Below are 26,115 nucleotides of genomic sequence, written 5' to 3' on the forward strand. Positions count from 1 at the left end.
TCAGAGCCTCCCCATGCTTCCGGACTGGAAATCCACGAAGGCCTGCTGGATCTCCTGCGGCGTGTTCATCACGAACGGACCATAACCGACCACCGGTTCGTCGATCGGTTCGCCGCACAGCCACAGCAGCGTGGTGTCGGCCAGGGCGGTGAGCACCACGCCTTCGCCGGCCCGTGTGTAGACGATCATCTCCGCGTCGCCGGCCTCCTGGCCATCCTGGGTCTTCACCCGGCCCTGGTAGACCAGCGGCACCGTGGTGTGCCCTTCGGGCGCGGGCAGGGTGACGGTGTGGCCGGCCTTGAGCTGCACGTCCCAGACCTGCATGGGGGTGAAGGTCTTCGCCGGGCCGCCGGCGCCGTCGAACGTGCCCGCGATGGGGCGCACCGTGCCGGCGTCGACACCATGGAGGTCCTTCAGCGCCAGCGTCGGGATCTGCGCGGCGGCGATGCCCTGGTAACCCGGCGGCGCCATCTTGTCGCGCGCCGGCAGGTTCACCCAGAGCTGCACCATGCGGAACGGGCCGCCCGTGCGCGCGAAGGCCTCGCTGTGGAACTCCTCGTGCACGATGCCGCCCGCGGCGGTCATCCACTGCACCTCGCCCGGGCCGATGGTGCCGCCGCCGCCGGCCGAGTCGCGGTGCGTGACCTCGCCGTCGTAGACGATGGTCACGGTCTCGAACCCGCGGTGCGGGTGCGCGCCGACGCCGCGGCGCTTCGTGGTCGGATCGAAGACCACCGGGCCGCCGTAGTCGAGCATCAGAAAGGGCGAGAACGCGACGGGGTCGTCGTGGTACGAGAACAGGGTGCGCACCGGAAAACCGTCGCCGACCCAGTGGCCCTGCGTGTTGCGCTGGATGAATTGCACGGACTTCATCGGGGGAGTCTCCTTTGGAGGCCCATTGTGGGGTGAGGCGGCGTTTTGCAACACCGTCAGGGACAATCCGGGGATGCGTATCCATGACCTGCGCGAGCGCCTGCGCGCGCTCGGCGCCCTGCCCAAACACGAGTTCCGCGTGCTCCGCCTCTGGAGCCAGGCCCTGCCGCAGACCGCGGGCAAGCGGCAGATCGAACACTTCCTGCCGGCCACGCTGCGGGCCGCGCTGCCGGCGCTCGAAGCCGAGCTGGCGGGCCTGGCGCAGCTCGCATCGGCCCACCCGGGCGACGACGGGTCGGAACGCCTGCTGGTCAGGCTGGGCGACGGGCAGCTGGTGGAGAGCGTGCTGCTGCTGCCCGACCGCACGCCCGGCCTGTGCGTCTCGACCCAGGTCGGCTGCGCGGTGGGCTGCCGCTTCTGCATGACCGGCACCACGGGCCTGATCCGCCAGGTCGGCAGCGCCGAGATCGTGGCCCAGGTGGCGCTGGCGCGCACGCGCCGGCCGGTCAGGAAGGTGGTGTTCATGGGCATGGGCGAGCCGGCCCACAACCTGGACAACGTGATGGAGGCGATCGAACTGCTGGGCACGGCCGGCAACATCGGCCACAAGAACCTGGTGTTCTCCACCGTGGGCGATCTGCGCGTGTTCGAGGAATTGCCGCGCAGCCCGGTCAAGCCGGCGCTGGCCCTGTCGCTGCACACCACCAAGGCCGACCTGCGCCGGGAGCTGCTGCCGCGCGCGCCGCTGCTCTCGCCCGAAGAACTGGTCGAGGCCGGCGAGGCCTACGCCCGCGCCACCGGCTACCCCATTCAATACCAGTGGACGCTGCTGGACGGCGTGAACGACGGCGACGACGAGATCGAGGGCCTCGTGCGCCTGCTCACGGGCAAGTACGCCATCCTCAACCTGATCCCCTACAACACCACCGAAGGCATGCCCTTCGTGCGCCCGAGCTGGGAGAAGGCGGCCGACATCGCGCGCCGACTGCACCGGCGCCACATCCTGACCAAGCTGCGCCAGTCGGCCGGACAGGACGTGGACGGCGGCTGCGGCCAGCTGCGCGCCCGGGCCGAACCGCCGGCACGCCGCACGGTGCCGATCCGCGCGGCCACCTGAGCCCCGGCGGCGCCTGCAAGGCGGGATTGATCCCGCTTTTCCGTGCTTAAGGTCCGTGGATTCGGGCCGATAGTGAAGAAACCGGCAATCCAGCGATGCGAGTGAGGACTTTCATCGCAAGGGATGCCTCCACTCTTTCACTGTGAGCACCTTGGTATGAGTGTCCTGTTGCACCCCCAGGCCGTGCAGGCCGACCGGCCTTCTGGACTGGGCGCCTGGCTGATGCAGCCATTCGCCCGCCTGCTGCCCGCCTCGTCACGACCCGCCACCGACCCCGTCCTGGAAACGGTGGCCGTGCGCCTGGGTCAGGCCTCGCAGCTCTGGTCGACCCACCTGGGCACGGCGCAGGAGCAGATGCACGCGGCAACGCAGACCCTGCTGGACGGCTTCACCACCATCCTGCAGGAGCTGGATGCGATCGTGGCCCCGGACCAGGGCGGGGACGTTTCCGCCAGCGAGGTCGAGAGCCGCGCCGACACGCTGGCCGACTGCGAGACGCGCCTGCGCGAACTGCTGACCCGTTTCTCCGGATTTGTCGAGTCGCGCGACCGCATGCTCGGCTCGGTGCGCTCGCTCTCCAACGCGTCGGAGAGCCTGGCGCTGATGGCCGAAGACGTCAGCAAGCTCGCGCGCCAGACCAACCTGCTGTCGATCAACGCCGCCATCGAGGCGGCCCGTGCCGGCGAAAGCGGGCGCGGCTTTTCGGTGGTCGCGGCCGAAGTGCGGCGTCTGTCCACCGAATCGGGCACCACCGGCAAGAACATCGGCGACCAGGTGGAGCGCTTTGGCACGCACATGCATGCGGTGCTGCGCGATGCCGACCAGCAGACCCACAGCGACCTGCAGTCGGTGCAGTCCTCGGGCCAGATCGTCAACGACGTGATCGGGCAGATGCACGGAGCGATCGGCGGGCTGCACCAGCGCGCGGCCGAGCTGCGCGAACGCGGCGCCATGGTCAAGGCGCAGGTCGAACAACTCATGATCGCCTTCCAGTTCCAGGACCGTGTGCACCAGATCCTGGACCAGGTGCGCCAGTCCATGGTCGAGGCCGCGCAGCGCCTGCAGGCCGCCGCGGCGACCGGCCACATCCCCGACACGGCCGAGTGGGAGGCCTTGCTGACCGCGGGCTACACCACCGACGAACAACGCACCGTCAGCGCCGGGGGCTCTTCCGCGCCCGCCGCCGCCGCTGGCAGCAGCGAAACCACCTTTTTCTGACTTCCGGGAGTGTTCACATGGCCAAGACCATATTGATCGTCGACGACTCGAGTTCCCTGCGCACGGTGGTGAAGCTGGCCCTGACCCGCGCCGGCTACGACGTGCTCGAAGCCGGCGACGGCAAGGAAGGACTGGCCCAGCTGGAGAAGGCGGGCAAGGTGCACCTGATCGTCAGCGACGTGAACATGCCCAACATGGACGGCATCGCCTTCGTCACCGAGGTCAAGAAGCACCCGCGCCACAAATTCACGCCGGTGGTCATGCTGACCACCGAAGGCCAGGACGCCAAGAAGGAGCAGGGCAGGGCGGCCGGCGCGAAAGCCTGGATCGTCAAGCCCTTCAACCCGCCGCAGCTGCTGGACGCGGTGTCCAAGCTCATCCTGCCCTGAGGAGCGCCACATGACGACGCATGCCCTCCCCGCCGAAGTGACCATCTACACCGTGGGTGAGCTCCGGGGCCAGTGCCTGGCCTGGATGAGCGAGGCCCAGGCCGACCGCGACACCGGCGGCGACCGCTGGCTGCTCGACGCCCATGCCGTGGACCAGATCGACGCGGCGGGCGTGCAATTGCTGGTTGCGCTGGCGCACACCCTGTCGCAGCAAGGCCAGCCCCTGCAACTGCTGCAGCCCAGCGCCGCGCTGGGCGAGGCCTGTGCCGCGCTCGGCCTGACCGGCTGGCTCGAGGCCTGCACCCTGGAAGGAGCCGTGGCATGAGCCAGCAGGAAGACAACAGCTTCATCGCCGAGGCGCTGCCGGCCTTCGTCAGCGAGGCCAGCGAGCAGCTGGAGATGCTCGAACAGCTGCTGCTGCAGCTGGAGGACGAGCCCGGCAGCCAGGACCTGCTGGGCGCGCTGTTCCGCTGCGCGCACACCGTCAAGGGCTCGGCCGGCATCTTCGGCCTGGACGAGGTGGTGGCGTTCACGCACCACGTCGAAACCCTGCTCGACCGCCTGCGCGACGGCGCCGTGACGCTGACCCCGGCCATGAGCACGCTGCTGCTGCAGTGCAACGACCAGATCCGGGCCCTGATCGTCCTGGCGCAGACCCAGGCGCAGGCCGACGGCGAGGCCGTGGCTGTGCGGGCCGACCTGGAAGCGAGGCTGCAGGCCTTCAGCGGCGACACCGCCACCGCCGCCGCGGCACCCGTGGCCGCCGCCGGGGCGCCGGGCGCCACGGGGAGCGACCAGACGTGGCAGGTGTCCGTGGCCTTCCTGGCCGACACCTTCCGCAACGGCATGGACCCGCTGGCGGTGCTGAACTACGTGCGCGGCATGGGCGACATCTCCCGCATCGCCTGCGACACCACGGCCGTGCCGGGGCTGGACGCGCTGGACCCCGAGAGCTGCCACCTCGCCTTCGACTTTGACCTGGTCACGGCGTCGGACCAGGACGCCATCGAATCCGCCTTTACCTTCGTGCGCGAAGACTGCCGGCTGGCGATCACCCCGCCCGCCGCTGCCGCGGTGGTGGAGGAGGCCGCGGTCACCGCGCCCCGGGCCGCCCCGGCTCCGGCGAAGGCCCGCGAAGCCGGCGCCACGGCGGTCGACGACCAGCGCTTCATCCGCGTGCAGGCCGACCGGCTCGATGCCGTGATCAACCTGCTGGGCGAGCTGGTGATCGCGGGCGCCGGTGCCTCGCTGCTGGCGCGCCAGTCGCGCCAGGGCTCGTTGATCGAGGCCAACGACCAGATCAGCCGCCTGATCGAAGAAATCCGCAACGGCACGCTGCAGCTGCGCATGGTGCCCATCGGCGAGACCTTCTCGCGCTTTCGCCGCGTGGTGCGCGACACCGCGGCCGAGCTGGGCAAGGACGTGGCGCTGGAGATCGTCGGCGGCGACACCGAGCTGGACAAGTCGGTGGTCGAGCGCATCGCCGACCCGCTGATGCACCTGGTGCGCAACGGGCTGGACCACGGGCTGGAAACGCCCGAACAGCGCCTCGCCGCCGGCAAGCCGGCGCAGGGCAAGCTGATCCTCTCGGCCTGCCACGAGTCCGGCAGCATCCTGATCCGCATCACCGACGACGGCCGCGGCGTGCGGCGCGACAAGGTGCTGGCCCGCGCCTGGGAGCGTGGCCTGCTGGAAGAAGGGGTGGTGCCGCCGGACGCCGACATCCTCAAGCTGATCTTCGAGCCCGGTTTTTCCACCGCCGAGAAGATCACCAACCTCAGCGGCCGCGGCGTCGGCATGGACGTCGTGCGCCGCAACATCGAAGCCCTGCGCGGCTCGGTGCAGCTCAGCAGCGAAGAAGGGCAGGGCTCGACCATCGAGATCCGCCTGCCGCTGACGCTGGCCATCATCGACGGCTTCCTGATCGGCGTGGGCGCCTCCCGTTTCATCTTCCCGCTCGACGCGGTGGTCGAGGTGATCGAGAACCGGTCCACCACCACCGGCATGGACGCCAGCGGACGCGGCGTGGTCGAACTGCGCGGCCAGGTGCTGCCGGTGGTGAGCCTGCGCACCCTGTATGCGCTCGACTCCCCCGAGCCCGAGCGCGTGAGCGTGGTCGTCATCCAGTCCGGCGGCCAGCGCTTTGGCGTGCTGGTCGACCAGCTGCTCGGCCAGCACCAGACTGTGATCAAGCCGCTGGGCCGCATGTTCCGCAGCCTGCGTGGCATGTCGGGCTCTTCCATTCTCGGCAACGGCGACGTGGCACTGATCTTCGACGTGTCGTCCCTGAGTCAGCTGGCGTCGAACCCGCCAGACCCGCTCCGCCAGCTTTCCCGCTCCCCCCAACGTTTCAACCCTGCGGCTCCTGCCAACTTTTGAAGGACACCAACATGACACAGTCCAACACCTCCTGGATTGCCCAGCTCGTCGCAGGCAACGAACTCGCGCAGCTGAGCGAAGCACTGGACCAGCAGTCGCGCGCCCGTGCCTCCGCCGAGGCCGCGCTGGCCGACGTGAAGGCCCGGCTCGACGCGGTCGAGTCCGAGCTCAAGGTCCGCACGGACATCATGAACGAGACCAGCATCGTCTCGGAGGCCGACAAGAAGGGCGACATCCTCTCGATCAACGAGAAGTTCATCGAGGTCTCGAAGTACTCGCGTGAGGAGCTGATCGGCCAGCCGCACAACACCACCCGGCACCCCGACATGCCCAAGGACGTGTTCAAGCAGATGTGGTCCACCATCGGGCGCGGCCAGATCTTCCGCGGCGTCGTCAAGAACCGCGCCAAGGACGGCACGCCGTACTACGTGGACGCGGTGATCGCGCCCATCCTGGGCGAGAACGGCAAGCCGATGAAGTACCTGGGCGTGCGCTACGACATCACGGCGACCGAGATCGAGCGCCAGAACGCGCGCGGCATCCTGGCCGCCATCGACAACTCCTACGCCTACATCGAGTTCGACCTGGGCGGCCATGTGCTCAGCGCCAACCAGAACTTCCTGCAGGTCATGGGCTACCGCAGCGAAGAGGTGGTGGGCCGGCACCACCGCATGTTCGTCGACCCGGCCCAGGTGGCCTCGCCGGCCTATGCCCAGTTCTGGCGCGACCTCAACGCCGGCAAGGCGCAGAGCGACGTGTTCCGGCGCCTCACCAAGACCGGGCAGGACGTCTGGATCCAGGCCGTCTACGCGCCGGTCAACGACGAAATGGGGCGCGTGGTGAAGATCGTCAAGATCGCCACCGACGTGACCGAGCAGGTCAAGGCCAAGACCATGCTGGAGAACGCGGTCGAGCAGGCCCAGCAGGTGGCCACGGCCGCGCGCAACGGCGACCTGTCGCAGCGCATTCCCATGGAAGGCAAGTCGGGCCCGATCGCCGTGCTGTGCGAAGGCGTCAACGGCCTGATGGAAACCACCTCGGTGATCTTCGAGGACGTGGGCCGCGTGTTCGGCGCACTGGCCAACGGCGACCTGACGCAACGCATCACCCGCGACTACAGCGGCACGTTCGGCCAGGTCAAGGACGACGCCAACGCCACCAGCGAGACGCTGGCCGCGATCGTGGACGACGTGGGCCGCGTGTTCTCCGGCCTGGCCAATGGCGACCTGTCCCAGCGCATCGTGCGCGTGGCGGCGGGCACCTTCGACCAGGTCAAGCAGGACGCCAACGCCAGCTGCGAGAAGCTCGCCGGCATCATCGAAGAGGTGCGCTCCGCCGCCGACGCGCTGACCGGCGCGGCCAACCAGGTCAGCGCCACGGCGCAGAGCCTGTCGCAGGCCGCCAGCGAGCAGGCCTCGTCGGTCGAAGAGACGACGGCCTCCATCGAACTCATGTCGGCCTCGATCTCGCAGAACAGCGACAACGCCCGCGTCACCGACGGCATGGCCACCAAGGCCAGCAAGGAAGCCGGCGACGGCGGCCAGGCCGTCACCCAGACCGTGCAGGCGATGAAGCAGATCGCCGCCAAGATCAGCATCGTCGACGACATCGCCTACCAGACCAACCTGCTGGCGCTCAACGCCGCGATCGAAGCGGCGCGCGCCGGCGAACACGGCAAGGGCTTCGCGGTGGTGGCCGCCGAGGTGCGCAAGCTGGCCGAACGCAGCCAGGAAGCAGCCAAGGAGATCGGCGACCTCGCCGGCAACTCCGTGGACACGGCCGAGCGCGCCGGCAAGCTGCTGGGCGAGATCGTGCCCTCGATCCAGCGCACCTCGGAGCTGGTGCAGGAGATCGCCGCCGCGTCCAGCGAACAGAGCCAGACGGTCACCCAGATCGGCGGCGCCATGGGACAGCTCAGCAAGGCCACGCAGCAGAACGCCTCGGCTTCCGAGGAACTCGCGGCGACCTCCGAAGAACTGTCCGGCCAGGCCGAGCAACTGCAGCAGGCGGTGGCCTTCTTCGGCGCCGGCGACCACGAGGCGGTGGTGCACCGTGGCGCGCCCGAGCCGGCGCAGCGCCGCAAGGCCGCGGGCTCGAACCTGCGCATGGCCGCGGTGGCTGGCGCGCCGGTGCCGCGCACCGGCACCGCCAACTTCCGCCCCTACTGACCGGAGCCCTCCATGGCCACCCAGAGCACCGAGGCCGCCGAAGGCGCTGCCCAGTTCCTGACCTTCCTGCTCGGCAAGGAGGTCTTTGCGATGGACATCCGCACCGTGCGCGAAATCATCCAGGTCGGCCCCATGACCACCGTGCCGCTCATGCCCGGCTTCGTGCGCGGCGTGATCAACCTGCGCGGCGCCGTGGTGCCGGTGATCGACCTGCACGCGCGTTTCGGCCACGCGGCCGCACAGATCGGCAAGAAGACCTGCATCGTCATCTTCGACGCGGTGCGCGAGGGCGAACGGGTCGAGCTCGGTCTGCTGGTCGACGCGGTCAGCGAGGTGATCGAGATCCCGGCCGGCCAGATCGAGCCGCCGCCGAGCTTCGGCTCCGCCGTGCGGCGCGATTTCATCCAGGGCATGGGCAAGCTCGCCGAGCGCTTCGTCATCATCCTGGACCCGGACAAGGCCTTCGACATCAACGAGATGGCGCAACTCTGCGAAGCCGCCCAGCAGACGGAGGCGGCATGAGCCCCGTCCGCCAGCCAGCGCGCGCCGCCGTCCGCAGGGCAAAGGCACGTCCATGACCCCGTTGTGCGATCGCAGCTACCGCCAGATCACGGGCCTGATGTACGAGGTCTGCGGCCTGTCGTTCTCCGAGTCCAAGCGCCCGCTGGTGTCGTCGCGCCTGGCGCCGCGCATCCAGCGCCTGGGCCTGACGGGCTACGCCGCCTACGCCGCCCTGATCACCAGCAACGACGACCAGGGCGAACTGCAGGTCGCGATCGACCTGCTGACCACCAACGAGACCTACTTCTTCCGCGAGCAGGCGCACTTTGACCTGCTGGAGCGCGAGCTGGTCGCGACCCGGCCGCCATCGCTGGCGGTCTGGAGCGCGGCCTCTTCGTTCGGCGACGAGGCCTACAGCACCGCCATGCTGCTGGCCGACCTGCAGGCCAGGGGCCATGTGGGCGCGGACTGGAACATCCTGGGCACCGACATCAGCGACCGCGTGCTGCGCAGCGCGACCCAGGGCATCTACCCCGAAGACCGGTTGCGCCATGTGTCGCCGGAGCGCCTCAAGCGCCACTGCCTGCGCGGCGAGGGCGATGCCGAGGGCCTGGTCCAGATCAAGGACAAGCTGCGCGAGCATGTGCGTTTCGGCCAGGTCAACCTGTGCCAGCCGATCACCGGCCTGGGGCCTTTCGACGTGGTGTTCCTGCGCAATGTGCTGATCTATTTCGACCCGCCCACCAAGAGCGCGGTGGTCGACCGCGTGCTGACGCACCTGCGCCCGGGCGGCCTGTTCTTCATCGGTACCGCCGAGGGACGGGTGCCTTGCCAGACACCGCTGCAGGCCATGGCGCCGGGTGCCTTTCGCAAGCTGAACGCATGAAATTCGCCGCCACGCAACCGGTGAGCACGCTGACCGTGCCGATGACGCGGCCGCCGCCCGACCTGGTGCGCACCCTGCATCCGGGCGACGTCGCCTGCGCCGAGCGGGGCGAGGTGCTCCACACCCTGCTCGGGTCCTGTGTGGCCATCATCCTCACCGACCCGCGGCGCACCATCGGCGTGATGTGCCACATCGTGCACAGCAAGCCGCCGCTCTCGCACGAGAAATCCAGCACCTCCTACGGCTCGGTGGCGATCGAGGCGATGGACCGGCTGCTGCTGGCGCGCGGCATCAGCCTGCGCTTGTGCGAGGCCTATGTGTACGGCGGTGGCAACATGTTTCCGGGCCTGATCACCCAGCCGCATGTCGGCGAGGCGAATGCCCTGTGGACGCTGAGCACGCTGCGCGAACACGGTGTGCGCGTGGTGGGACAGGACCTGGGTGGGAAGGTGTACCGGCGGCTGCGCTGGACGGTGGGTGCGGACGCGCCCGAGGTCCGCCAGGTGCCGGTCTGAAAGCGACTCATGAGCATCAAAGTCTATGTGGTGGACGACTCGGCGGTGGTGCGGCAGACCCTGATGCACCTGATCAAGGACGATCCCGCCATCGAACTCGTGGGCAGCGCGCCCAACCCGCTGATCGCCGGTCCCGCGATCCGCAAGAACCGGCCCGACGTGCTGCTGCTGGACATCGAGATGCCCGGCATGGACGGCCTGACCTTCCTGCGCCAGATCATGGAGGAGTCGCCGATCCCGACCGTGATCTGCTCGACGCTCACCACCGACGGCAGCCGCATGGCGCTGGACGCGCTGGCAGCCGGCGCCGTGGCGGTGGTGGCCAAGCCGCGGCTGGGGCTCAAGCAGTTCCTCGAAGAATCGCGCCGCGAGTTGCTGCAGACGCTCAAGACCGCGGCCCGCTCGCACCCCCGCCGCGCGACGGCGCCCGCCGAGCGCCCGCAGGCCGCGGCGTCCCGTCCGCCGCTGGCCGGCCTGCACGCGCTCTCGGTCAACAAGCCCATCGTGCTCGGTGCCTCCACCGGCGGCACGCAGGCCATCGAATCGGTGCTGGTCGCATTGCCTGGCGACAGCCCGGGCATGGCGATCGTGCTGCACATGCCCGAAAAATTCACGGCGATGTACGCGCAGCGGCTGGACGGCCTGTGCGCGGTGCAGGTGCGCGAGGCGCGCGACGGCGACCGGCTCGAACGCGGCGTGGTGCTGATCGCGCCGGGCGGGCGCCACATGCAGCTGCGCAAGAACGCCGGCCAGTACTTCGTGGCGGTCGCCGACGGTCCGCCGGTCAACCGCCACAAGCCCTCGGTGGACGTGCTGTTCCGCTCGGCCGCCGATTGCGCCGGACGCGACGCGCTGGCGATTATCCTCACCGGCATGGGGGACGACGGCGCGCGCGGCATGAAGCTGCTGCACGACCTGGGCGCCCGCACGCTGGCGCAGGACGAGGCCAGCTGCGTGGTCTACGGCATGCCCAAGGAAGCGGTGGCGCTGGGCGCGGTCGACGACGTGCTGCCGATCGGCCAGGTGGCGCGCGCGATCACGGCGTTCGACGCGCGGGGCTGAGGGGGCCGCCGGCCCATTCGCGCGGCGATTCGCTGGTGAGCCGGCGCTGGGCCAGGTCCAGCTGCCGGGCAATGATGTGTTCGCGCAGCACGGAAAAGGTCAGCGGCTGGGACTGCGCCAGCACCCAGCGCCGTTCCAGGGACGCGACCCAGACCGCGCAGGCCGGCTGGGCGCCCATCACCAGCACGTGGTCGTCGCGGCCGGTGCACGCGCGGACCAGGTCACCCAGCAGCGTCGGCCCCGACCCGACAGACAGGTTCTTCGGCACCGCCGTGCCGGCGAGGTAGGCGCGTGCGCTCGAAGGGGGGTTCTTGCCGGGGGGCAGCGCCCGGGTGTGACCGAACACCGCGCCCAGCAGCCGTTCGGCGCAACGGTCCGGGTCGGTGTCCGCCGTGACGACCAGGGCACCCTGTTCGACGAGCAGGTCGCGGGCGAGGAACAGCCGGGTGGAGAGTTCGATCAGCCGGCGCACGCGGGCCTGCATCGAGCTGGTGGGGGTGTTCAGGCTGTCCGGCGGAGGGGCCGCGCAGTCCGAGAGCCAGACCAGCGACACCCGGCCCGCCAGCGGGCCGTCCTGCGCCTGGCCCGACAACAGGCCGGACATCACCGAGAGGTCGTCGCCGCACAGCAGCGACACCCGGTGTCCGGCGTCCGTCTCGGCCGCCAGCCGGGCCACGGACCAGGCCGGGCGGCGGTGCGAGGTCCGGGTCTGGGTGGAGTGGGTCCACAGCTCGCGGGCGCGCTGGCGTGCCAGCGCGACGATGTCCGGCAGCCGGTTCAACATGGATCGGTTCATTTCTTGCTCCCTGAATTGAACAAAAAGTTTATTCTGAAAAGAACAAAAAGTGTAATCAAGGGAGAATCCACACTTAACTTCGTGTTCATGGATGAAAAGACCGAATTTGGCCGGCGCCTGCGTGACGCCATGACGAGCGCCGGCTATCCGCTGCGCCCGGTGGTGCTCGAACGCGAGTTCAACACCCGCTACTGGGGGCGCTCGGTCACGCTGCAGGGGGTGCGGCGCTGGTTGCGCGGCGAGGCGATCCCGTCGCAGGACAAGCTACTGGTGCTGGCCGACTGGCTGGGGGTGGAGCCGGAGGTGCTGCGGTTCGGGGTGGCGGTCCGTCATCAGGTGCAGGAGCGGCGCCAGCGCTGGGACGAAGGGGTCGGCCATGTGGAGCGCGAAACCTTCGACGCATTCCTTTCCCTGCCGGCGCCGCAGCGCAAGATCGTGCGCGAGGTCATCCTGACCTTTGCCAAGGTGCACCAGGCCGAACCCGCCGGCGCCGAGCGCCCGGCGAAAGCCAAGGCCAGCCGCTAAAATTGCGCTCCCTCAAGGAGCGCTGCAGCGCCGGTTTCCGACCGGCGTCAGGCTTGGGGCAAGGGGCGGCCACCGCCCTGCCGGCCTGGCCGGTTCCAACGGCGCTCACCAGTTTCTGTCCGCAACCCTGGTGAGCCCCATGTCTGCAGTTCCTGCCTCCACCCCCGTCTCCGTTCCTCCCATGCTGCTGTCCGGCCTGGAGCCGCTGCGCATCGGCGAGGGCAGCCTGTTCGTCAACGTCGGCGAGCGCACCAACGTGACGGGTTCCAAGGTGTTCGCGCGCATGGTCCTCGAAGGCCGCTACGAGGACGCGCTGGCCGTGGCCCGCCAGCAGGTCGAGAACGGTGCGCAGGTGATCGACATCAACATGGACGAGGCCATGCTCGACAGCCAGGCCGCCATGGTGCGTTTCCTGAACCTGATCGCGGGCGAGCCCGACATCGCGCGCGTGCCGATCATGATCGACTCTTCGAAGTGGAGCGTGATCGAGGCCGGCCTGCAGTGCATCCAGGGCAAGGGCATCGTCAACTCGATCTCGATGAAGGAGGGCGTGGCCGAGTTCAAGCGCCAGGCGGGTCTGGTCAAGCGCTACGGCGCGGCCGCCGTGGTCATGGCCTTCGATGAAAAAGGCCAGGCCGACACCTACGAACGCAAGATCGAGATCTGCGAGCGCGCCTACCGCGTGCTGGTCGACGAAGTGGGCTTCCCGCCCGAAGACATCATCTTCGACCCCAACATCTTCGCCATCGCCACCGGCATCGAAGAGCACAACAACTACGCGGTCGACTTCATCGAGGCCACGCGCTGGATCAAGCAGCACCTGCCGGGCGCCAAGGTCAGTGGCGGCGTGTCCAACGTGTCGTTCAGCTTCCGTGGCAACGACCCGGTGCGCGAGGCCATCCACACCGTGTTCCTGTACCACGCCATCCAGGCGGGCATGGACATGGGCATCGTCAACGCCGGCATGGTCGGCGTCTACGACGAGATCGAACCCGAGCTGCGCGCGCGGGTGGAAGACGTGGTGCTCAACCGCCGCCCGGACGCCGGCGAGCGCCTGGTGGAAGTGGCCGAGAGCGCCAAGGGTGCGGCCAAGGACGACAGCAAGAAGAACGAATGGCGCGCGCTGCCGATCCGCGAGCGCCTCTCGCACGCGCTGGTGCGCGGCATGAACGAGTTCATCAGCGAAGACACCGAAGAGATGTGGCAGGAGATCCAGGCCACCGGCGGCCGCCCGCTGCACGTGATCGAAGGCCCGCTGATGGACGGCATGAACGTGGTCGGCGACCTGTTCGGCGCCGGCAAGATGTTCCTGCCCCAGGTGGTGAAAAGCGCGCGCGTGATGAAGCAGGCCGTGGCCCACCTGCTGCCCTACATCGAGGAAGAAAAGCGCCAGCTCGAAGCGGCCGGCGGCGACGTGAAGAGCAAGGGCAAGATCGTGATCGCGACCGTCAAGGGCGACGTGCACGACATCGGCAAGAACATCGTGACGGTGGTCCTGCAGTGCAACAACTTCGAGGTCGTGAACATGGGCGTGATGGTGCCCTGGCAGGACATCCTGAAGAAGGCCAAGGAAGAGGGCGCCGACATCGTGGGTCTGTCGGGCCTGATCACGCCCAGCCTGGAAGAGATGCAGGTGGTGGCGGCCGAGATGCAGAAGGACCCGCATTTCCGCGAGAAGGGCATTCCGCTGCTGATCGGCGGCGCGACCACCAGCCGGGTGCACACGGCGGTGAAGATCTCGCCGCACTACGCCGGACCGGTGGTCTACGTGCCCGACGCCTCGCGCAGCGTGAGCGTGGCGCAGGGCCTGATCGGCGACGGCCGCGTGCAGTACCTGGCCGAGCTCAACGCCGACTACGAGAAGGTGCGCCAGCAGCACGCCAGCAAGAAGCAGGTGCCGCTGTGGCCGCTGGCCCAGGCCCGCGCCAATGCGACACCGGTCGACTTCACTGCCCACGCGCCGGTCGCGCCCCGCTTCATTGGCCGCCGCGTGTTCAAGAACTTCGATCTGGCCGAGGCCGCGAAGTACATCGACTGGGGCCCGTTCTTCCAGACCTGGGACCTGGCCGGCCCGTACCCGGCGATCCTCGACGATGAGGTGGTCGGTGAGCAGGCGCGCAAGGTGTTCGCCGACGCGCAGGCCATGCTCAAGAAGATCGTCGACGGCCGCTGGCTGACGGCGAACGCGGTGATCGGCCTCTACCCGGCCAACCGCGTGAACGCGGACGACATCGCGCTCTACGCCGACGAAGCGCGCCAGCAGCCGGTGCTGACCTGGCACGGCCTGCGCCAGCAGACCGAGAAGCAGGAGATTGACGGCGTCATGCGCCCCAGCCGTTGCCTGGCCGACTTCGTGGCGCCGGCGGGCACGGCCGACTACGTGGGCCTGTTCGCGGTGACGGCCGGTGTCGGCGCCGAGAAGAAGGAACAGCAGTTCCTGGCCGCGCACGACGACTACAGCGCGATCCTGTTCAAGGCCCTGGCCGACCGGCTGGCCGAGGCGATGGCCGAATGCATGCACCACCGCGTGCGCACCGACCTCTGGGGCTACGCGGCGGGCGAAGCGCTGTCCGGTGAAGACCTGATCAAAGAGAAGTACCAGGGCATCCGCCCGGCGCCGGGCTACCCGGCCTGCCCGGACCACTCGGTCAAGCGCGCCATGTTCGCGCTGCTGCAGGCCGACGAGATTGGCATGGCGCTGACCGACAGCCTGGCCATGACGCCGGCCGCCAGCGTCAGCGGCTTCTATCTCGCGCACCCGGACAGCACCTACTTCAACGTCGGCAGGATCGGCGACGACCAGGTGCAGGATCTGGCGGCGCGCAGCGGTGTCGAGGCGTCCGAACTGCGGCGCTGGCTGGGGCCCAGTCTCTGACAGGGGTTGTGCTAAAACCCTTTTCCCCTCCTGCTTGAACACTGCATCCATGGCGCTTGTGTGTCCGTCCTGTGGCGCGGAAAACCGGGACAAGGCCCGGTTCTGCCGGGGATGCGCACGACCGCTGGAGCGGCCGGGCGAAGCCGATCCGTCCGCGGACCCGCGGGAGCGGCGGCGCCGGGCCGCGGCCGCACGTGCGGCCAGCAGCCCGTCCCGCTCGCGCTGGACCGCCGCCATCGTGGGTGCGGTGCTGGCCCTGGGCGTCGGCTGGTGGCTCGGGGCGCGCCAGCAAAGCCCGGCGCCGGCCCAGGCCGCGGCCCGGCCTGCGGTGTCGGCCCCTGCTGCTGCGGGAGGACCGGCCGCCGCGAACGCACCGCTGCAGCCGCTGACGGCCGTGCCCGCCGCCAGCCCGGTGGATCCTCCCGTTGGCGGTAGCGCGAACGCCGAACCGGAGTCGGCCGCCGCGGTCGACCGCCTGCACCAGTCGGTCGAGATGCTGGAGCGCCAGGACCGTGCCCGCGCGGCGGTGCTGGAACAGCAACGCCTGAAAGTCGCCCAGGAGAAACAACGCGCCGACGAAGCCCGCCGCCGCACCGACGCATTGGCCGCCGCCGCCAGCCCGGCTTCCGCCACGCCCGCCGCCGTTGCCCAGGCCAACGCACCGGCCGCGGCACCGGCGCCGACCGCCGCGCCCTCGGTCGACCAGCTGTGTGCGGGCAGCAGCAACGTGTTCGCGCGCGATTTCTGCCGCATGCGCGAGTGCGGCAAGCCGGGCTACGCGAGCGACCCGGTCTGCGTGCGTTTCCGCCAGATGGAAGAGACCCGGCGCCAGGAAGCCGAGCGCCGCTGACCACGCCCCGCTCAGGCCCACAGCCGGCGCGCGAAACCTAGCCCGCGGCCCGCAGTGCCCGCCGGTACTGCACCGCTTCGGCGATCTGCGCCACGCCCACCGACTCACTGCCCGCGAGGTCGGCAATCGTGCGCGCCACGCGCAGGGCGCGGTGCGTGCTGCGCGCGCTCCAGCCCAGCCGCGCGGCGGCGGTCTGCAGGAACTTCAGGGCCGCCGGTTCGACCTGCGCATGTTCGTCCAGCGACTGGCCCGAGAGCTTCTGGTTGATGTGGCCCTGGCGCGCCTGCGCGCGCGCACGCGCCGCCACCACGCGCTCGCGCACCGTGGCACTCGCTTCGCCGGCGCCACGCTTGAGCAGTTCGTCGGCGGGCAGGGCGGGTACCTCCACATGCAGGTCGATGCGGTCCAGCAGCGGGCCGCTCAGGCGCCCCTGGTAGCGGGCGATCTGGTCGGGCGTGTCGCGGCAGGGCTGGGTCGGGTGGCCGAGAAAGCCGCAGGGACATGGATTCATCGCGGCCACCAGCTGAAACCGTGCGGGAAATTCGCTTTGCATCGCCGCGCGCGAGATGCGGATGTGGCCACTCTCCAGCGGTTCGCGCAGGGCTTCGAGCGCGGCGCGCGGGAACTCTGGCAGCTCGTCGAGAAACAGCACACCGTGGTGCGCGAGTGAAATTTCGCCAGGTTTCGGCGGTGAGCCACCACCGACCAGCGCGACCGCGCTGGCGCTGTGGTGCGGCGCGCAGGTCGGGCGCAGACCCCAGCGGTCCGGATGGAAGCGGCCGGCCAGCGAGGCCACGGCTGCCGACTCCAGCGCCTCGTCGGTGTCCATGGCCGGCAGCAGGCCGGCAAAGCGCTGGGCCAGCATGCTCTTGCCCGAACCTGGCGGGCCAAGCATCAAGATGGAATGCCCCCCGGCGGCCGCAATCTCCAGCGCGCGCCGTGCCGCCGCCTGCCCCTTGACGTCGGCCAGGTCGGAGTAGGTTTCGCGCGAGCCGGGCGGCGTCGGCGACAGGCGCGCCCAGGCCGCTTCGTCCGGTACGGTCTCGGGTGCGCCGTTGGCCCCGTCGGGCAGGAACTGCGCGACCACGTCCAGCAGGTGGCGGGCGCGGAACACCTGGGCCTGCGGCACCAGCGCGGCCTCTTCGGCACTGCCCGGCGGCAGCACCAGCCGGGTGGGCCGGCCCGATTCACCGCCGCGGTGCAGCGCCAGGCTCATCGCCAGCGCGCCGCGCACCGGCCGCAGCTCGCCGCCCAGCGACAGCTCCCCCGCGAATTCCCAGCCGACCAGCTTCGCGCTGTCGATCTGGCCCGCCGCAGCTAGGATGCCCAGCGCGATCGGCAGGTCGAAACGACCGGAGTCCTTGGGCAGGTCGGCCGGCGCGAGATTGACGGTGATGCGCTTGTTGCTCGGGAATTCGAGCCCTGCGTTGGCGATCGCTGATCGCACGCGCTCGCGCGCTTCCTTGACTTCGGTGTCGACCAGGCCGACCAGCGTGAAGCTGGGCAGGCCGTTGGCCAGATGGACTTCGACCTGCACCGGCCGGGCTTCGAGCCCGATCAGCGCGCGGCTGTGCACCAATGACAAACCCATTTGCTCATTCCTCCCTGTTTCGGTGCGCGACCGGTTGCGGGTCGCCGTGCACATGTTTGGTGCGGCCTGATGGCCGGCGCGCGGAAATCATGGCATGGGGTGGGGCGTACCGCAGCCCCTCCCGGGGGGATGTATCCCTCTGTAAACCATGCGGAAGACCGAGGGGAGGGGCCGGCTGGCACGGTCCGTGCATTGACCTGTCAGCGATTGCATCAAACCGTGGTGTCTCCAGGCCTTGCCGCCCGGCACCATCCCACCGAAGAAGAGGTAACACAGCATGAAAATGGTTTCCGCCATCATCAAGCCGTTCAAGCTGGACGAGGTGCGCGAGGCGCTCTCCGGCATGGGCGTGCAGGGCATCACCGTCACCGAAGTCAAGGGCTTCGGACGCCAGAAGGGCCACACCGAGCTCTATCGCGGCGCCGAATACGTCGTCGACTTCCTGCCCAAGGTCAAGATCGAAGCCGCGGTCGACGACAGCCTGGTCGACCGCGTGATCGAAGCCATCGAAGGTGCCGCGCGCACCGGAAAGATCGGCGACGGGAAGATCTTCGTCACCTCCCTCGAACAGGTGGTTCGCATCCGCACCGGCGAGACCGGCAAGGAAGCCCTCTGATCCCAGCACCCGAATCAGAAAGAGCACCAACATGAAAAAGCTACTCGCCACCCTGCTGCTGGGTGCAGGCCTGACCTTCGGCGCCTTCAGCGCCATGGCCGAAGACGCCCCCAAGCCGGCCGAAGCGCCCGCCGCGGCGGCTGCCGCCGCGCCGGCCGAGGCTGCCAAGCCCGCCGACGCTCCTGCTGCGGCGCCCGCTGCCGACGCCGCCAAGCCGGCCGAAGCGGCCGCTGCACCGGCTGACGCTGCCAAGCCTGCGGAAGAAGCCAAGCCCGCCGAGGCCGCTGCCGCTCCCGCACCGTCTCCGAACAAGGGCGATACCGCCTGGATGTTTGTCGCGACCCTGCTGGTCATCCTGATGACCGTGCCTGGCCTGGCGCTGTTCTATGGCGGCCTGGTCCGCAGCAAGAACATGCTGTCGGTGCTGATGCAGGTGATGGTGACCTTCTCGCTGATCGTCGTGCTGTGGGCCGTCTACGGCTACAGCCTGGCCTTCACCGAGGGCAACGCCTTCATCGGTGGTTTCGACCGCCTGTTCATGAAGGGCGTCTGGGACAACGCCGCCGGCACCTTCGCCAACGGCGCGACCTTCAGCAAGAACACGCCGATGTACGAGATCGTGTTCGCCGCCTTCCAGGCCACCTTCGCCGGCATCACCTGCACCCTGATCGTGGGCTCGTTCGCCGAGCGCATGAAGTTCAGCGCCGTGCTGCTGTTCTGCGCGATCTGGTTCACCTTCTCCTACGCCCCGATCGCCCACATGGTCTGGTTCTGGATGGGTCCTGACGCCTACACCGGCAAGGAAGTGGTCGACGCCATGAACGGCAAGGCCGGCTACATCTGGCAGATGGGTGCGCTGGACTTCGCTGGCGGTACCGTGGTGCACATCAACGCCGCCGTCGCCGGTATCGTCGGTGCCTTCATGGTCGGCAAGCGCATCGGCTACGGCAAGGAAGCCATGGCCCCGCACAGCCTGACCCTGACCATGGTCGGCGCCTCGCTGCTGTGGGTGGGCTGGTTCGGTTTCAACGCCGGTTCCGCTCTGGAAGCCAACGGCTTCGCCGCCCTGGCCTTCATCAACACCTTCTTCGCCACCGCCGCCGCCGTGCTGGCCTGGTGCGTGGGTGAAGCCCTGGCCAAGGGCAAGGCTTCGATGCTGGGTGCCGCCTCCGGTGCCGTCGCCGGCCTGGTCGCCATCACCCCCGCCGCCGGCAACGTCGGCGTGGTCGGTGGCCTGGTGATCGGTCTGCTGGCTGGCTTCGCTGGTCTGTGGGGTGTGACGGGTCTGAAGAAGATCCTGGGCGCCGACGACTCGCTGGACGTGTTCGGCGTGCACGGTGTCTGCGGCATCCTGGGTGCCCTGCTGACCGGCGTGTTCAACAGCCCCAACCTGGGCGGCCCCTCGGCCGTCGCCGACTGGACCACCGTGGCCATGATCACCGGCGACGCCTACTCCATCGCCAGCCAGGTCTGGGTGCAGGCCAAGGCCGTGCTGATCACCATCGTGTGGTCCGGCGTGGTCTCGCTGATCGCCTACAAGATCGTCGACCTGACCATCGGCCTGCGTGTGACCGAAGAGCAGGAACGCGAAGGTCTGGACATCAGCTCGCACGGCGAAACCGCCTACAACCGCTGACCGGACTTCTGGTCCCCCGCGGCGTGATTCACTGACGCGATTCACGAACCACGCCGCTGTTTTCGAGAGTCTCCTTTGGATGTTCGACCCGCGCGCCGCAAGGCCGCGGGTCTTTTTTCGTTTTGGTGAATGGATCACTGACAGGCTCGCCCGCGCTGGCGAACATCCGCGGCGTCACACACCGGGGAGGAATCCATGTCTGTCCACACACGCACACGCCCGATGCGGGTCGCGCTGATCCTGCTGGTCCTGGCTACCGCCGGCCTGGCCCAGGCCGCACAAGCCAGCAAAGCCAGGACCGGCCAGAAAGCCGCGTCGGGTTCGGTCAGGTTCATCGACGCGCCGTCGTCCGAAAGCCCGGCGGCCCGGGAGAAGCGGCTGCGCCGCGAGTGCCAGGGCCGGGTCAATGCCGGCGCCTGTCTGGGCCACACGCGCTGAACGTCCTGCGGGCCGGACCGCAGCCCGGATTGCAGCCGGCCGTGCAAAAAATTCAAAGCGCCCGGCGGGGCCGCCGCTACCATGGCGGCCATGCAAGACAGCCCCACCAACGACGTCCCGACCGGCCTGATCGAGCAGGTCCGGTCGGCCGCCGCATCCCGCACGCCGCTGCGCATCCGCGGCGGTGACAGCAAAGCCTTCTACGGTGAAAAAACCGGCGGGCAGCCGCTGGACACGCGCAGCTGGAGCGGCATCGTCGCCCACGAACCCAGCGAGCTGGTGATCACCGTGCGCGCCGGCACCCCGCTGGCCGAGGTCGAGGCGGCGCTGGCCGGGACGGGGCAGCACCTGCCGTTCGATCCGCCGCACTTCGGTGACGGCGCCACCATCGGCGGTGTGGTCGCCGCGGGCCTGGCCGGGCCGGCGCGGGCCACGGTGGGTGGCGTGCGCGACTACGTGCTGGGCGCCCAGTTCATCAACGGCCAGGGCGAGTGGCTGACCTTCGGCGGCCAGGTCATGAAGAACGTGGCCGGCTACGACGTCAGCCGTGCGCTCGCCGGCTCCATGGGCACCCTCGGTGTCATCACCCACCTCTCGCTCAAGGTGCTGCCGGTGGCGCCGGCCGAAGCGACCCTGGTGTTCCGGCTGGGCCAGCACGACGCGCTGGAGCAGCTGCACTGCTGGGGTGGCCAGCCGCTGCCCATCAACGCCAGTTGCTGGGTGAAGGACGACACGGCGGCCGATGCGCCCGAACTGCTGTTCCTGCGCCTGCGTGGTGCCGTCGCGGCGGTGGCGTCGGCCTGCGAGCGCCTGGCGCGCGAGGCCGGTGGCCAGCGCATGGACAACGCCCAGGCCGGACCGGACTGGGCCGCCTGCCGCGACCAGAGCCTGCCGTTTTTCAATGCCCCGTCGCCCGGGCTGTGCCTGTGGCGCCTGTCGCTGCCGCAGACCGCGCCGGTGCTGGACCTGCCGTTCGCCCAGCTGATCGAGTGGCAGGGCGCGCAGCGCTGGTTGTGGGCGCCCGCCTCGGCGGCCGCGCAGATCCGCGCCGCTGCGGCCGCGGTGCAGGGCCACGCCACGCTGTTCCGCGCCGGGACCGACGGCGCACCCAGCGTGCGCCGCTTCGACGTCGAAAGCCCGGCGCTGCAGACCATCACGACACGGCTGCGCGAGGCCTTCGACCCGCAGGGCCTCTTCAACCCGGGCCGGATGGGATAAGCCATGCAGACCAAGCTCTCCCCCGAATACCAGAACACCCTCGACGGCCAGGCCGCCGAGGCGATCCTGCGCAAGTGCGTGCACTGCGGCTTCTGCACCGCCACCTGCCCGACCTACCAGCTGCTGGGTGACGAACTCGACGGCCCGCGCGGCCGCATCTACCTGATGAAGCAGGTGCTCGAAGGCGCCGAGCCGACGCGCGCCACCCAGATGCACCTGGACCGCTGCCTGACCTGCCGCAACTGCGAGAGCACCTGCCCCAGCGGCGTGGACTACGGCCACCTGGTCGACATCGGCCGCAAGCTGGTGGACGCCAAGGTGCCGCGCCCGGCCGGTGAAAAAGCCGTGCGCTGGCTGCTCAAGGAAGGCCTCACCTCGCCGGCCTTCGGCCCCGCCATGAAACTGGGCCAGCTGGTGCGCGAGCTGCTGCCCGAGACGCTGAAAAACAAGGTGCCGGCGAAGCAGGACGCCGGCCGCTGGCCGACCGCGACCCATGCGCGCAAGGTGCTGATGCTCGCGGGCTGCGTGCAGCCGGCCATGATGCCCAACATCAACACCGCCACCGCGCGCGTGCTCGACGCCGCCGGCATCCAGACCGTGGTCGCCCCCGAGGCGGGCTGCTGCGGCGCGGTGAAGTTCCACCTCAACGACCAGGACGGCGGCACCGCGCAGATGCGCGCCAACATCGACGCCTGGTGGCCGCATGTGGAGGCCGGCGCCGAGGCGATTGTGATGAACGCCTCCGGCTGTGGCGTGACGGTCAAGGAATACGGACACATCCTGCAGCACGACAGCGCCTACGCCGCCAAGGCCGCACGCATCAGCGCGCTGACGAAAGACCTGAGCGAGCTGCTGCCCGCGCTGGTGCCGGTGCTGAAACCGAAGCTGGCGCAGCAACCGGACGCCAGAAAGCTGATCGGCTTCCACCCGCCCTGCACCCTGCAGCACGGGCAGAAGCTCAAGGGCGGCGTGGAGCAGCATCTCGCTGCGCTGGGCTTCAGCGTGCAGGTGGCCAAGAACGAGGCGCACCTGTGCTGCGGCTCGGCCGGTACCTATTCGGTGCTCAATCCCACGCTGTCGTACCAGCTGCGCGACCGCAAGCTCGGTCACCTGAACGAGCTGCAGCCGGCGGTGATCGCCAGCGCCAACATCGGCTGCATCACCCACCTGCAGAGCGGCACGTCCACGCCGGTGCGACACTGGATCGAACTGCTCGACGACGCGCTGGCCTGAACGGCGGGCGCGCCACCCTGTTGCAACCACTGCCAGCCTGCTGACAACACGCTGGCAGGAGGGGGTCCGCAGACTCCGGGTTCTGTTCAACCCATTCCTGGAGTCCCTCATGGCACATGCCCTCAACTGGTTCGAGATCCCCGTCGCCGACATGGACCGCGCCGTGCGCTTCTACGAGGCGCTGACCCGCCAGTCCCTCAAGCGCGAAGCCTTCGGCGGCCCCGGCCAGGAGCTGGCGGTCTTCCCCGGCGAACGCGAGACCGATGTGCGCGGCGCGCTGTTCAAGAACCCGGCCATGCGGCCGGCCGACCAGGGCACGCTGGTCTACCTCAACGCCGGCGAGACCCTCGAACCCTGGCTGTCTCGGGTCGAAACCGCGGGCGGCCGCGTGGCGCTGCCCAAGGTGACCCTGCCCGAAGGCATGGGCTGCTTCGCGCACATCATCGACAGCGAAGGCAACCGCGTGGGCATCCACGCACTGGCATGAGCGCCGCCACCGCCCCGACACCCCGGTGCTGGATCGCGGTGGCCTGCGCCGACCACGCGCAGCGTGGCCGCGACCACGCGCCGGTGGGCTTCATGCAGGTCTGCCACGGCAAGGGCGGGCCGCTGCGGCGGCTGGCGCCGGGCGACCTGGTTGTCTACTACGCACCCTCGACCACGATGGGCGGCAAGGACCGGCTGCAGAGCTTCGTGAGCCTGGGCGTGGTGCAGCCGGGCCAGCCCTACCAGGCCGACATGGGCGGCGGCTTCGTGCCGTTCCGGCGCGACGTGCGTTACGTGGCCGCCGAGCCGGCACCGATTGCGCCGCTGCTCGATGCACTGGACTTTGTGGAGAACCGCCAGCACTGGGGGCAGAAGTTCCGCTACGGCCTGTTCGAGGTGCCGTCCCGCGACATGCTCCTGATCGCCCGGGCGATGCGGGCCGACCCCGATGCGCTGGGGCTCGCTACCATGGGCGACCCATGCGCCGCGCCGACCGACTCTTTGCCCTTGTTCAGCTGATCCGTGGCCGCCGGCTGTCCACCGCGGCCTGGCTGGCCGGTCGGCTGGAGGTGTCGCCGCGCACGGTCTACCGCGATGTGGCCGACCTGCAGCTGCAGGGCGTGCCGATCGAGGGCGAAGCGGGCGTGGGCTACCGGCTCGGCCGGGGCTTCGAACTGCCGCCGCTGATGTTCACCGCGGACGAGGCGCGCGCCCTGGCGGTGGCCACCCGCATCGCCCAGCAGTGGCTGGACCCGGCGCTGGCACGGGCCGCCGGCGACGCCATGTCGCGGGTGCTGTCCGTGTTGCCGGCCGCCACGCGGGCCGAGGTGGACCGCATGCCGATGATGGCGCCCCCGGTGGGGTTGCCGCCCGGCGTGGGCAACGCCCTGCAGCTGCTGCGCGAGGCCAGCACACACCGTCGCCTGGTGGAGCTGGCGTACCGGGACGCGCTGGATCACCGCAGCGTTCGCCAGGTGCGCCCGCTGGGCTGTTTCTTCTGGGGCAAGGTCTGGACGCTGGCGGCCTGGTGCGAACAGCGGCAGGATTTCCGCAGTTTCCGCGTGGACCGCATCGAGTCGCTGCGCATGCTGGAGCAGCGTTTTTCCGACGAGTCCGGCAAGACGCTGGCGGACCTGCTGCGGCGCGAGGAAAGCTGCGCGGCGCCGGCTGCGCCCGGAAGTTAGCCGAGCGCGAGCGCCGGCACCTCGCGGCGGCGGCCGATCTCGCCCCGGCTGTTGACGCTTTCGAGCTGGACGCCGAAACCCCACAGCCGCGCCACGTGCTTGAGCACTTCGCCGGCGCTGTCGTGCAGGGGGCGGTCGTTGTGCTGGGTGTGGCGCAGCGTCAGTGAGCGGTCGCCGCGCAGGTTGACGTCCCAGACCTGGATGTTGGGCTCGCGCGAACCCAGGTCGTACTGGCGCGCCAGCGATTCGCGCACGCGCCGGTAGCCCGTCTCGTCGTGGATCGCGCTGACCTCCAGCGTGTCCTGGGTGTCGTCGTCGACCAGGGCGAACAGCCGGAATTCGCGCATCAGCCTCGGGCTGAGGTACTGGCCGATGAAGCTCTCGTCCTTGAAGTTGCGCATGGCGTGGTCCAGCGCGGGCAGCCAGGGGGTGCCGGCCAGGTCGGGGAACCAGAGCCGGTCTTCGTCGGTGGGGGCCTCGCAGATGCGCTTGATGTCGGTGTACATCGCGAAGCCCAGGGCGTAGGGGTTGAGGCCGCTGTAGTGGCGGTCGCCGACGCCGGGCTGGAAGATCACGTTGGTGTGCGACTTGATCCACTCCAGCATCACGCCGTCGGTCAGGAAGCCGTTGTCGTACATCTCGCCGAGCAGCCGGTGGTGCCAGAAGGTGGCCCAGCCCTCGTTCATGACCTGGGTCTGGCGCTGCGGATAGAAGTACTGCGCGATCTTGCGCACGATGCGCACCACCTCGCGCTGCCAGGGCTCCAGCAGCGGTGCGTTCTTCTCGATGAAGTACAGCAGGTTCTCTTCCGGCTCGGTCGGGAACCGCTTGATAGCCTGGGCGTCGCCCTCGGCCCCGGCGCGCCGTGGCAGCGTGCGCCACAGCTCGTTGACCTGCTGCTGGGCGTAGGCCTCGCGGTCCTTGCGCGCCGCCAGCTCCTGCGCCAGCGACTTGCGGCTGGGCCGGCGGTAGCGGTCCACGCCGTGGTTCTGCAGGGCGTGGCAGGAGTCCAGCAGTTCCTCGACCGCGTCGATGCCGTGCCGCTCCTCGCACTCGGTGATGTAGTTCCGTGCATAGACCAGGTAGTCGATGATGGCGCTGGCGTCGGTCCACATGCGGAACAGGTAGTTGCCCTTGAAGAAGCTGTTGTGGCCGTAGGCCGCGTGGGCGATCACCAGGGCCTGCATCGCCATCGTGTTCTCCTCCATCAGGTAGGCGATGCAGGGGTCGCTGTTGATGACGATCTCGTAGGCCAGTCCCATGTGGCCGCGCTTGTAGTTCTTCTCGGTGAGGATGAACTCCTTGCCGAAGTGCCAGTGGCGGTAGTTGACCGGCATGCCGACGCTGGCGTAGGCGTCCATCATCTGTTCGGCCGTGATGACCTCCAGCTGGTTGGCGTAGGTGTCCAGGCCGAAGCGGCGCGCGGTGCGCTCGATGACCTCGTGGTAGCGGTCGATCAGCTCGAAGGTCCAGTCGCTGGGGTCGGGCAGGGGCTGCGACGGACGGGGCAGCATCGGCAGCGGTTGTTGCAGCGTGGTCATGGGCGGGCCCTCCGTGCG

25 protein-coding genes and 1 riboswitch are annotated in these 26,115 nt (G+C 69.4%); of the genes, 21 read left to right on the forward strand and 4 right to left on the reverse strand.

What is annotated here, in order from left to right; all coding sequences use genetic code 11:
• Positions 1 to 873, reverse strand: coding sequence for a pirin family protein (locus tag ACS5NL_RS14155; RefSeq protein ID WP_439354502.1), 873 nt, complete (start codon positions 871 to 873; stop codon positions 1 to 3).
• A gap of 73 nt (positions 874 to 946) precedes the next feature.
• Here ACS5NL_RS14155 and ACS5NL_RS14160 point away from each other — a divergent pair, with 73 nt between their 5' ends.
• The 10 genes from ACS5NL_RS14160 (at position 947) to ACS5NL_RS14205 (ending at position 11,108) form a co-directional block, all read left to right on the forward strand.
• Positions 947 to 1,990: an RNA methyltransferase gene (locus ACS5NL_RS14160; protein ID WP_439354503.1), complete on the forward strand. Its 1,044-nt coding sequence runs from the start codon at positions 947 to 949 to the stop codon at positions 1,988 to 1,990.
• A 156-nt stretch (positions 1,991 to 2,146) separates the two neighbouring features.
• Positions 2,147 to 3,208 carry a methyl-accepting chemotaxis protein gene (locus tag ACS5NL_RS14165; protein ID WP_439354504.1) on the forward strand — a complete coding sequence of 354 codons (1,062 nt, stop codon included), beginning with the start codon at positions 2,147 to 2,149 and terminating at the stop codon, positions 3,206 to 3,208.
• 17 nt (positions 3,209 to 3,225) lie between these two features.
• Complete coding sequence (locus ACS5NL_RS14170; protein ID WP_439354505.1) at positions 3,226 to 3,597, forward strand: response regulator; 372 nt, start codon at positions 3,226 to 3,228, stop codon at positions 3,595 to 3,597.
• Positions 3,598 to 3,607: 10 nt separating this feature from the next.
• Positions 3,608 to 3,922: an STAS domain-containing protein gene (locus ACS5NL_RS14175; RefSeq protein ID WP_439354506.1), complete on the forward strand. Its 315-nt coding sequence runs from the start codon at positions 3,608 to 3,610 to the stop codon at positions 3,920 to 3,922.
• Positions 3,919 to 5,976: a chemotaxis protein CheA gene (locus ACS5NL_RS14180; protein ID WP_439354507.1), complete on the forward strand. Its 2,058-nt coding sequence runs from the start codon at positions 3,919 to 3,921 to the stop codon at positions 5,974 to 5,976. Before ACS5NL_RS14175 ends, ACS5NL_RS14180 begins: the two co-directional genes overlap by 4 nt.
• 11 nt (positions 5,977 to 5,987) lie before the next feature.
• The gene (locus tag ACS5NL_RS14185; protein ID WP_439354508.1) at positions 5,988 to 8,144 is read left to right on the forward strand and encodes a methyl-accepting chemotaxis protein; all 2,157 of its coding nucleotides are present in this window, start codon (positions 5,988 to 5,990) and stop codon (positions 8,142 to 8,144) included.
• 12 nt (positions 8,145 to 8,156) lie between these two features.
• The gene (locus ACS5NL_RS14190) at positions 8,157 to 8,666 is read left to right on the forward strand and encodes a chemotaxis protein CheW (RefSeq protein WP_439354509.1); all 510 of its coding nucleotides are present in this window, start codon (positions 8,157 to 8,159) and stop codon (positions 8,664 to 8,666) included.
• 52 nt (positions 8,667 to 8,718) lie between these two features.
• The gene (locus tag ACS5NL_RS14195; RefSeq protein WP_439354510.1) at positions 8,719 to 9,531 is read left to right on the forward strand and encodes a CheR family methyltransferase; all 813 of its coding nucleotides are present in this window, start codon (positions 8,719 to 8,721) and stop codon (positions 9,529 to 9,531) included.
• Positions 9,528 to 10,046, forward strand: a complete 519-nt coding sequence (locus ACS5NL_RS14200; RefSeq protein ID WP_439354511.1) for a chemotaxis protein CheD — start codon at positions 9,528 to 9,530, stop codon at positions 10,044 to 10,046. The genes ACS5NL_RS14195 and ACS5NL_RS14200 overlap by 4 nt, the downstream gene beginning before the upstream one ends.
• 9 nt (positions 10,047 to 10,055) lie before the next feature.
• Positions 10,056 to 11,108: a protein-glutamate methylesterase/protein-glutamine glutaminase gene (locus ACS5NL_RS14205; protein WP_439354512.1), complete on the forward strand. Its 1,053-nt coding sequence runs from the start codon at positions 10,056 to 10,058 to the stop codon at positions 11,106 to 11,108.
• On the opposite strand, the gene ACS5NL_RS14210 is transcribed toward ACS5NL_RS14205, so the two are convergent.
• A complete protein-coding gene (locus ACS5NL_RS14210) occupies positions 11,083 to 11,904 on the reverse strand; it encodes a hypothetical protein (RefSeq protein WP_439354513.1) in 822 nt (273 codons plus the stop codon). The genes ACS5NL_RS14205 and ACS5NL_RS14210 overlap by 26 nt on opposite strands.
• Positions 11,905 to 11,991: 87 nt before the next feature.
• Here ACS5NL_RS14210 and ACS5NL_RS14215 point away from each other — a divergent pair, with 87 nt between their 5' ends.
• The 3 genes from ACS5NL_RS14215 to ACS5NL_RS14225 all read left to right on the forward strand — a co-directional run bounded on the left by ACS5NL_RS14215 (position 11,992) and on the right by ACS5NL_RS14225 (position 16,154).
• Positions 11,992 to 12,429, forward strand: coding sequence for a transcriptional regulator (locus ACS5NL_RS14215; protein ID WP_439354514.1), 438 nt, complete (start codon positions 11,992 to 11,994; stop codon positions 12,427 to 12,429).
• Positions 12,430 to 12,437: 8 nt separating this feature from the next.
• A riboswitch (S-adenosyl-L-homocysteine riboswitch) is annotated at positions 12,438 to 12,543 on the forward strand.
• A 25-nt stretch (positions 12,544 to 12,568) separates the two neighbouring features.
• Positions 12,569 to 15,304, forward strand: coding sequence for a methionine synthase (gene metH, locus ACS5NL_RS14220; protein WP_439354515.1), 2,736 nt, complete (start codon positions 12,569 to 12,571; stop codon positions 15,302 to 15,304).
• A gap of 49 nt (positions 15,305 to 15,353) precedes the next feature.
• Complete coding sequence (locus ACS5NL_RS14225; RefSeq protein WP_439354516.1) at positions 15,354 to 16,154, forward strand: zinc ribbon domain-containing protein; 801 nt, start codon at positions 15,354 to 15,356, stop codon at positions 16,152 to 16,154.
• Positions 16,155 to 16,191: 37 nt separating this feature from the next.
• On the opposite strand, the gene ACS5NL_RS14230 is transcribed toward ACS5NL_RS14225, so the two are convergent.
• Positions 16,192 to 17,745 (reverse strand): YifB family Mg chelatase-like AAA ATPase, encoded by a 1,554-nt coding sequence (locus ACS5NL_RS14230; RefSeq protein WP_439354517.1) that lies wholly within the window; start codon positions 17,743 to 17,745, stop codon positions 16,192 to 16,194.
• A 277-nt stretch (positions 17,746 to 18,022) separates the two neighbouring features.
• Between ACS5NL_RS14230 and ACS5NL_RS14235 the strand changes: the two genes are divergently transcribed.
• The 8 genes from ACS5NL_RS14235 to ACS5NL_RS14270 all read left to right on the forward strand — a co-directional run bounded on the left by ACS5NL_RS14235 (position 18,023) and on the right by ACS5NL_RS14270 (position 24,556).
• Positions 18,023 to 18,361 carry a P-II family nitrogen regulator gene (locus ACS5NL_RS14235; protein ID WP_411366570.1) on the forward strand — a complete coding sequence of 113 codons (339 nt, stop codon included), beginning with the start codon at positions 18,023 to 18,025 and terminating at the stop codon, positions 18,359 to 18,361.
• A 31-nt stretch (positions 18,362 to 18,392) separates the two neighbouring features.
• Positions 18,393 to 19,997: an ammonium transporter gene (locus ACS5NL_RS14240; protein ID WP_439354518.1), complete on the forward strand. Its 1,605-nt coding sequence runs from the start codon at positions 18,393 to 18,395 to the stop codon at positions 19,995 to 19,997.
• 195 nt (positions 19,998 to 20,192) lie between these two features.
• Positions 20,193 to 20,435: a hypothetical protein gene (locus tag ACS5NL_RS14245; RefSeq protein ID WP_439354519.1), complete on the forward strand. Its 243-nt coding sequence runs from the start codon at positions 20,193 to 20,195 to the stop codon at positions 20,433 to 20,435.
• Positions 20,436 to 20,525: 90 nt separating this feature from the next.
• The gene (gene glcE, locus ACS5NL_RS14250) at positions 20,526 to 21,653 is read left to right on the forward strand and encodes a glycolate oxidase subunit GlcE (RefSeq protein WP_439354520.1); all 1,128 of its coding nucleotides are present in this window, start codon (positions 20,526 to 20,528) and stop codon (positions 21,651 to 21,653) included.
• A gap of 3 nt (positions 21,654 to 21,656) precedes the next feature.
• Positions 21,657 to 22,886, forward strand: coding sequence for a glycolate oxidase subunit GlcF (gene glcF, locus ACS5NL_RS14255; RefSeq protein WP_439354521.1), 1,230 nt, complete (start codon positions 21,657 to 21,659; stop codon positions 22,884 to 22,886).
• Between the two features lie 109 nt (positions 22,887 to 22,995).
• Entirely contained in the window at positions 22,996 to 23,373 is a 378-nt protein-coding gene (locus ACS5NL_RS14260; RefSeq protein WP_439354522.1) for a VOC family protein, read from the forward strand.
• Entirely contained in the window at positions 23,370 to 23,891 is a 522-nt protein-coding gene (locus ACS5NL_RS14265; RefSeq protein WP_439354523.1) for an EVE domain-containing protein, read from the forward strand. The genes ACS5NL_RS14260 and ACS5NL_RS14265 overlap by 4 nt, the downstream gene beginning before the upstream one ends.
• Complete coding sequence (locus tag ACS5NL_RS14270) at positions 23,852 to 24,556, forward strand: helix-turn-helix transcriptional regulator (RefSeq protein ID WP_439354524.1); 705 nt, start codon at positions 23,852 to 23,854, stop codon at positions 24,554 to 24,556. The genes ACS5NL_RS14265 and ACS5NL_RS14270 overlap by 40 nt, the downstream gene beginning before the upstream one ends.
• Here ACS5NL_RS14270 and ACS5NL_RS14275 read toward each other — a convergent pair.
• Positions 24,553 to 26,097 carry a SpoVR family protein gene (locus ACS5NL_RS14275; RefSeq protein ID WP_439354525.1) on the reverse strand — a complete coding sequence of 515 codons (1,545 nt, stop codon included), beginning with the start codon at positions 26,095 to 26,097 and terminating at the stop codon, positions 24,553 to 24,555. The two genes, ACS5NL_RS14270 and ACS5NL_RS14275, sit on opposite strands and share 4 nt — an antisense overlap.
• Positions 26,098 to 26,115 lie beyond the last annotated feature (18 nt).

The sequence above is a fragment of the Hydrogenophaga sedimenti genome, from assembly GCF_051857515.1.
Lineage (GTDB): Bacteria > Pseudomonadota > Gammaproteobacteria > Burkholderiales > Burkholderiaceae_C > Hydrogenophaga.

What these genes read in the sequence shown, in the direction of transcription:
- ACS5NL_RS14155 (WP_439354502.1), bottom strand. Translation starts at nt 873, where the DNA reads ATGAAGTCCGTGCAATTCATCCAGCGCAACACGCAGGGCCACTGGGTC.
- ACS5NL_RS14160 (WP_439354503.1), top strand. Translation starts at nt 947, where the DNA reads ATGCGTATCCATGACCTGCGCGAGCGCCTGCGCGCGCTCGGCGCCCTG.
- ACS5NL_RS14165 (WP_439354504.1), top strand. Translation starts at nt 2,147, where the DNA reads ATGAGTGTCCTGTTGCACCCCCAGGCCGTGCAGGCCGACCGGCCTTCT.
- ACS5NL_RS14170 (WP_439354505.1), top strand. Translation starts at nt 3,226, where the DNA reads ATGGCCAAGACCATATTGATCGTCGACGACTCGAGTTCCCTGCGCACG.
- ACS5NL_RS14175 (WP_439354506.1), top strand. Translation starts at nt 3,608, where the DNA reads ATGACGACGCATGCCCTCCCCGCCGAAGTGACCATCTACACCGTGGGT.
- ACS5NL_RS14180 (WP_439354507.1), top strand. Translation starts at nt 3,919, where the DNA reads ATGAGCCAGCAGGAAGACAACAGCTTCATCGCCGAGGCGCTGCCGGCC.
- ACS5NL_RS14185 (WP_439354508.1), top strand. Translation starts at nt 5,988, where the DNA reads ATGACACAGTCCAACACCTCCTGGATTGCCCAGCTCGTCGCAGGCAAC.
- ACS5NL_RS14190 (WP_439354509.1), top strand. Translation starts at nt 8,157, where the DNA reads ATGGCCACCCAGAGCACCGAGGCCGCCGAAGGCGCTGCCCAGTTCCTG.
- ACS5NL_RS14195 (WP_439354510.1), top strand. Translation starts at nt 8,719, where the DNA reads ATGACCCCGTTGTGCGATCGCAGCTACCGCCAGATCACGGGCCTGATG.
- ACS5NL_RS14200 (WP_439354511.1), top strand. Translation starts at nt 9,528, where the DNA reads ATGAAATTCGCCGCCACGCAACCGGTGAGCACGCTGACCGTGCCGATG.
- ACS5NL_RS14205 (WP_439354512.1), top strand. Translation starts at nt 10,056, where the DNA reads ATGAGCATCAAAGTCTATGTGGTGGACGACTCGGCGGTGGTGCGGCAG.
- ACS5NL_RS14210 (WP_439354513.1), bottom strand. Translation starts at nt 11,904, where the DNA reads ATGAACCGATCCATGTTGAACCGGCTGCCGGACATCGTCGCGCTGGCA.
- ACS5NL_RS14215 (WP_439354514.1), top strand. Translation starts at nt 11,992, where the DNA reads ATGGATGAAAAGACCGAATTTGGCCGGCGCCTGCGTGACGCCATGACG.
- metH (WP_439354515.1), top strand. Translation starts at nt 12,569, where the DNA reads ATGTCTGCAGTTCCTGCCTCCACCCCCGTCTCCGTTCCTCCCATGCTG.
- ACS5NL_RS14225 (WP_439354516.1), top strand. Translation starts at nt 15,354, where the DNA reads ATGGCGCTTGTGTGTCCGTCCTGTGGCGCGGAAAACCGGGACAAGGCC.
- ACS5NL_RS14230 (WP_439354517.1), bottom strand. Translation starts at nt 17,745, where the DNA reads ATGGGTTTGTCATTGGTGCACAGCCGCGCGCTGATCGGGCTCGAAGCC.
- ACS5NL_RS14235 (WP_411366570.1), top strand. Translation starts at nt 18,023, where the DNA reads ATGAAAATGGTTTCCGCCATCATCAAGCCGTTCAAGCTGGACGAGGTG.
- ACS5NL_RS14240 (WP_439354518.1), top strand. Translation starts at nt 18,393, where the DNA reads ATGAAAAAGCTACTCGCCACCCTGCTGCTGGGTGCAGGCCTGACCTTC.
- ACS5NL_RS14245 (WP_439354519.1), top strand. Translation starts at nt 20,193, where the DNA reads ATGTCTGTCCACACACGCACACGCCCGATGCGGGTCGCGCTGATCCTG.
- glcE (WP_439354520.1), top strand. Translation starts at nt 20,526, where the DNA reads ATGCAAGACAGCCCCACCAACGACGTCCCGACCGGCCTGATCGAGCAG.
- glcF (WP_439354521.1), top strand. Translation starts at nt 21,657, where the DNA reads ATGCAGACCAAGCTCTCCCCCGAATACCAGAACACCCTCGACGGCCAG.
- ACS5NL_RS14260 (WP_439354522.1), top strand. Translation starts at nt 22,996, where the DNA reads ATGGCACATGCCCTCAACTGGTTCGAGATCCCCGTCGCCGACATGGAC.
- ACS5NL_RS14265 (WP_439354523.1), top strand. Translation starts at nt 23,370, where the DNA reads ATGAGCGCCGCCACCGCCCCGACACCCCGGTGCTGGATCGCGGTGGCC.
- ACS5NL_RS14270 (WP_439354524.1), top strand. Translation starts at nt 23,852, where the DNA reads ATGCGCCGCGCCGACCGACTCTTTGCCCTTGTTCAGCTGATCCGTGGC.
- ACS5NL_RS14275 (WP_439354525.1), bottom strand. Translation starts at nt 26,097, where the DNA reads ATGACCACGCTGCAACAACCGCTGCCGATGCTGCCCCGTCCGTCGCAG.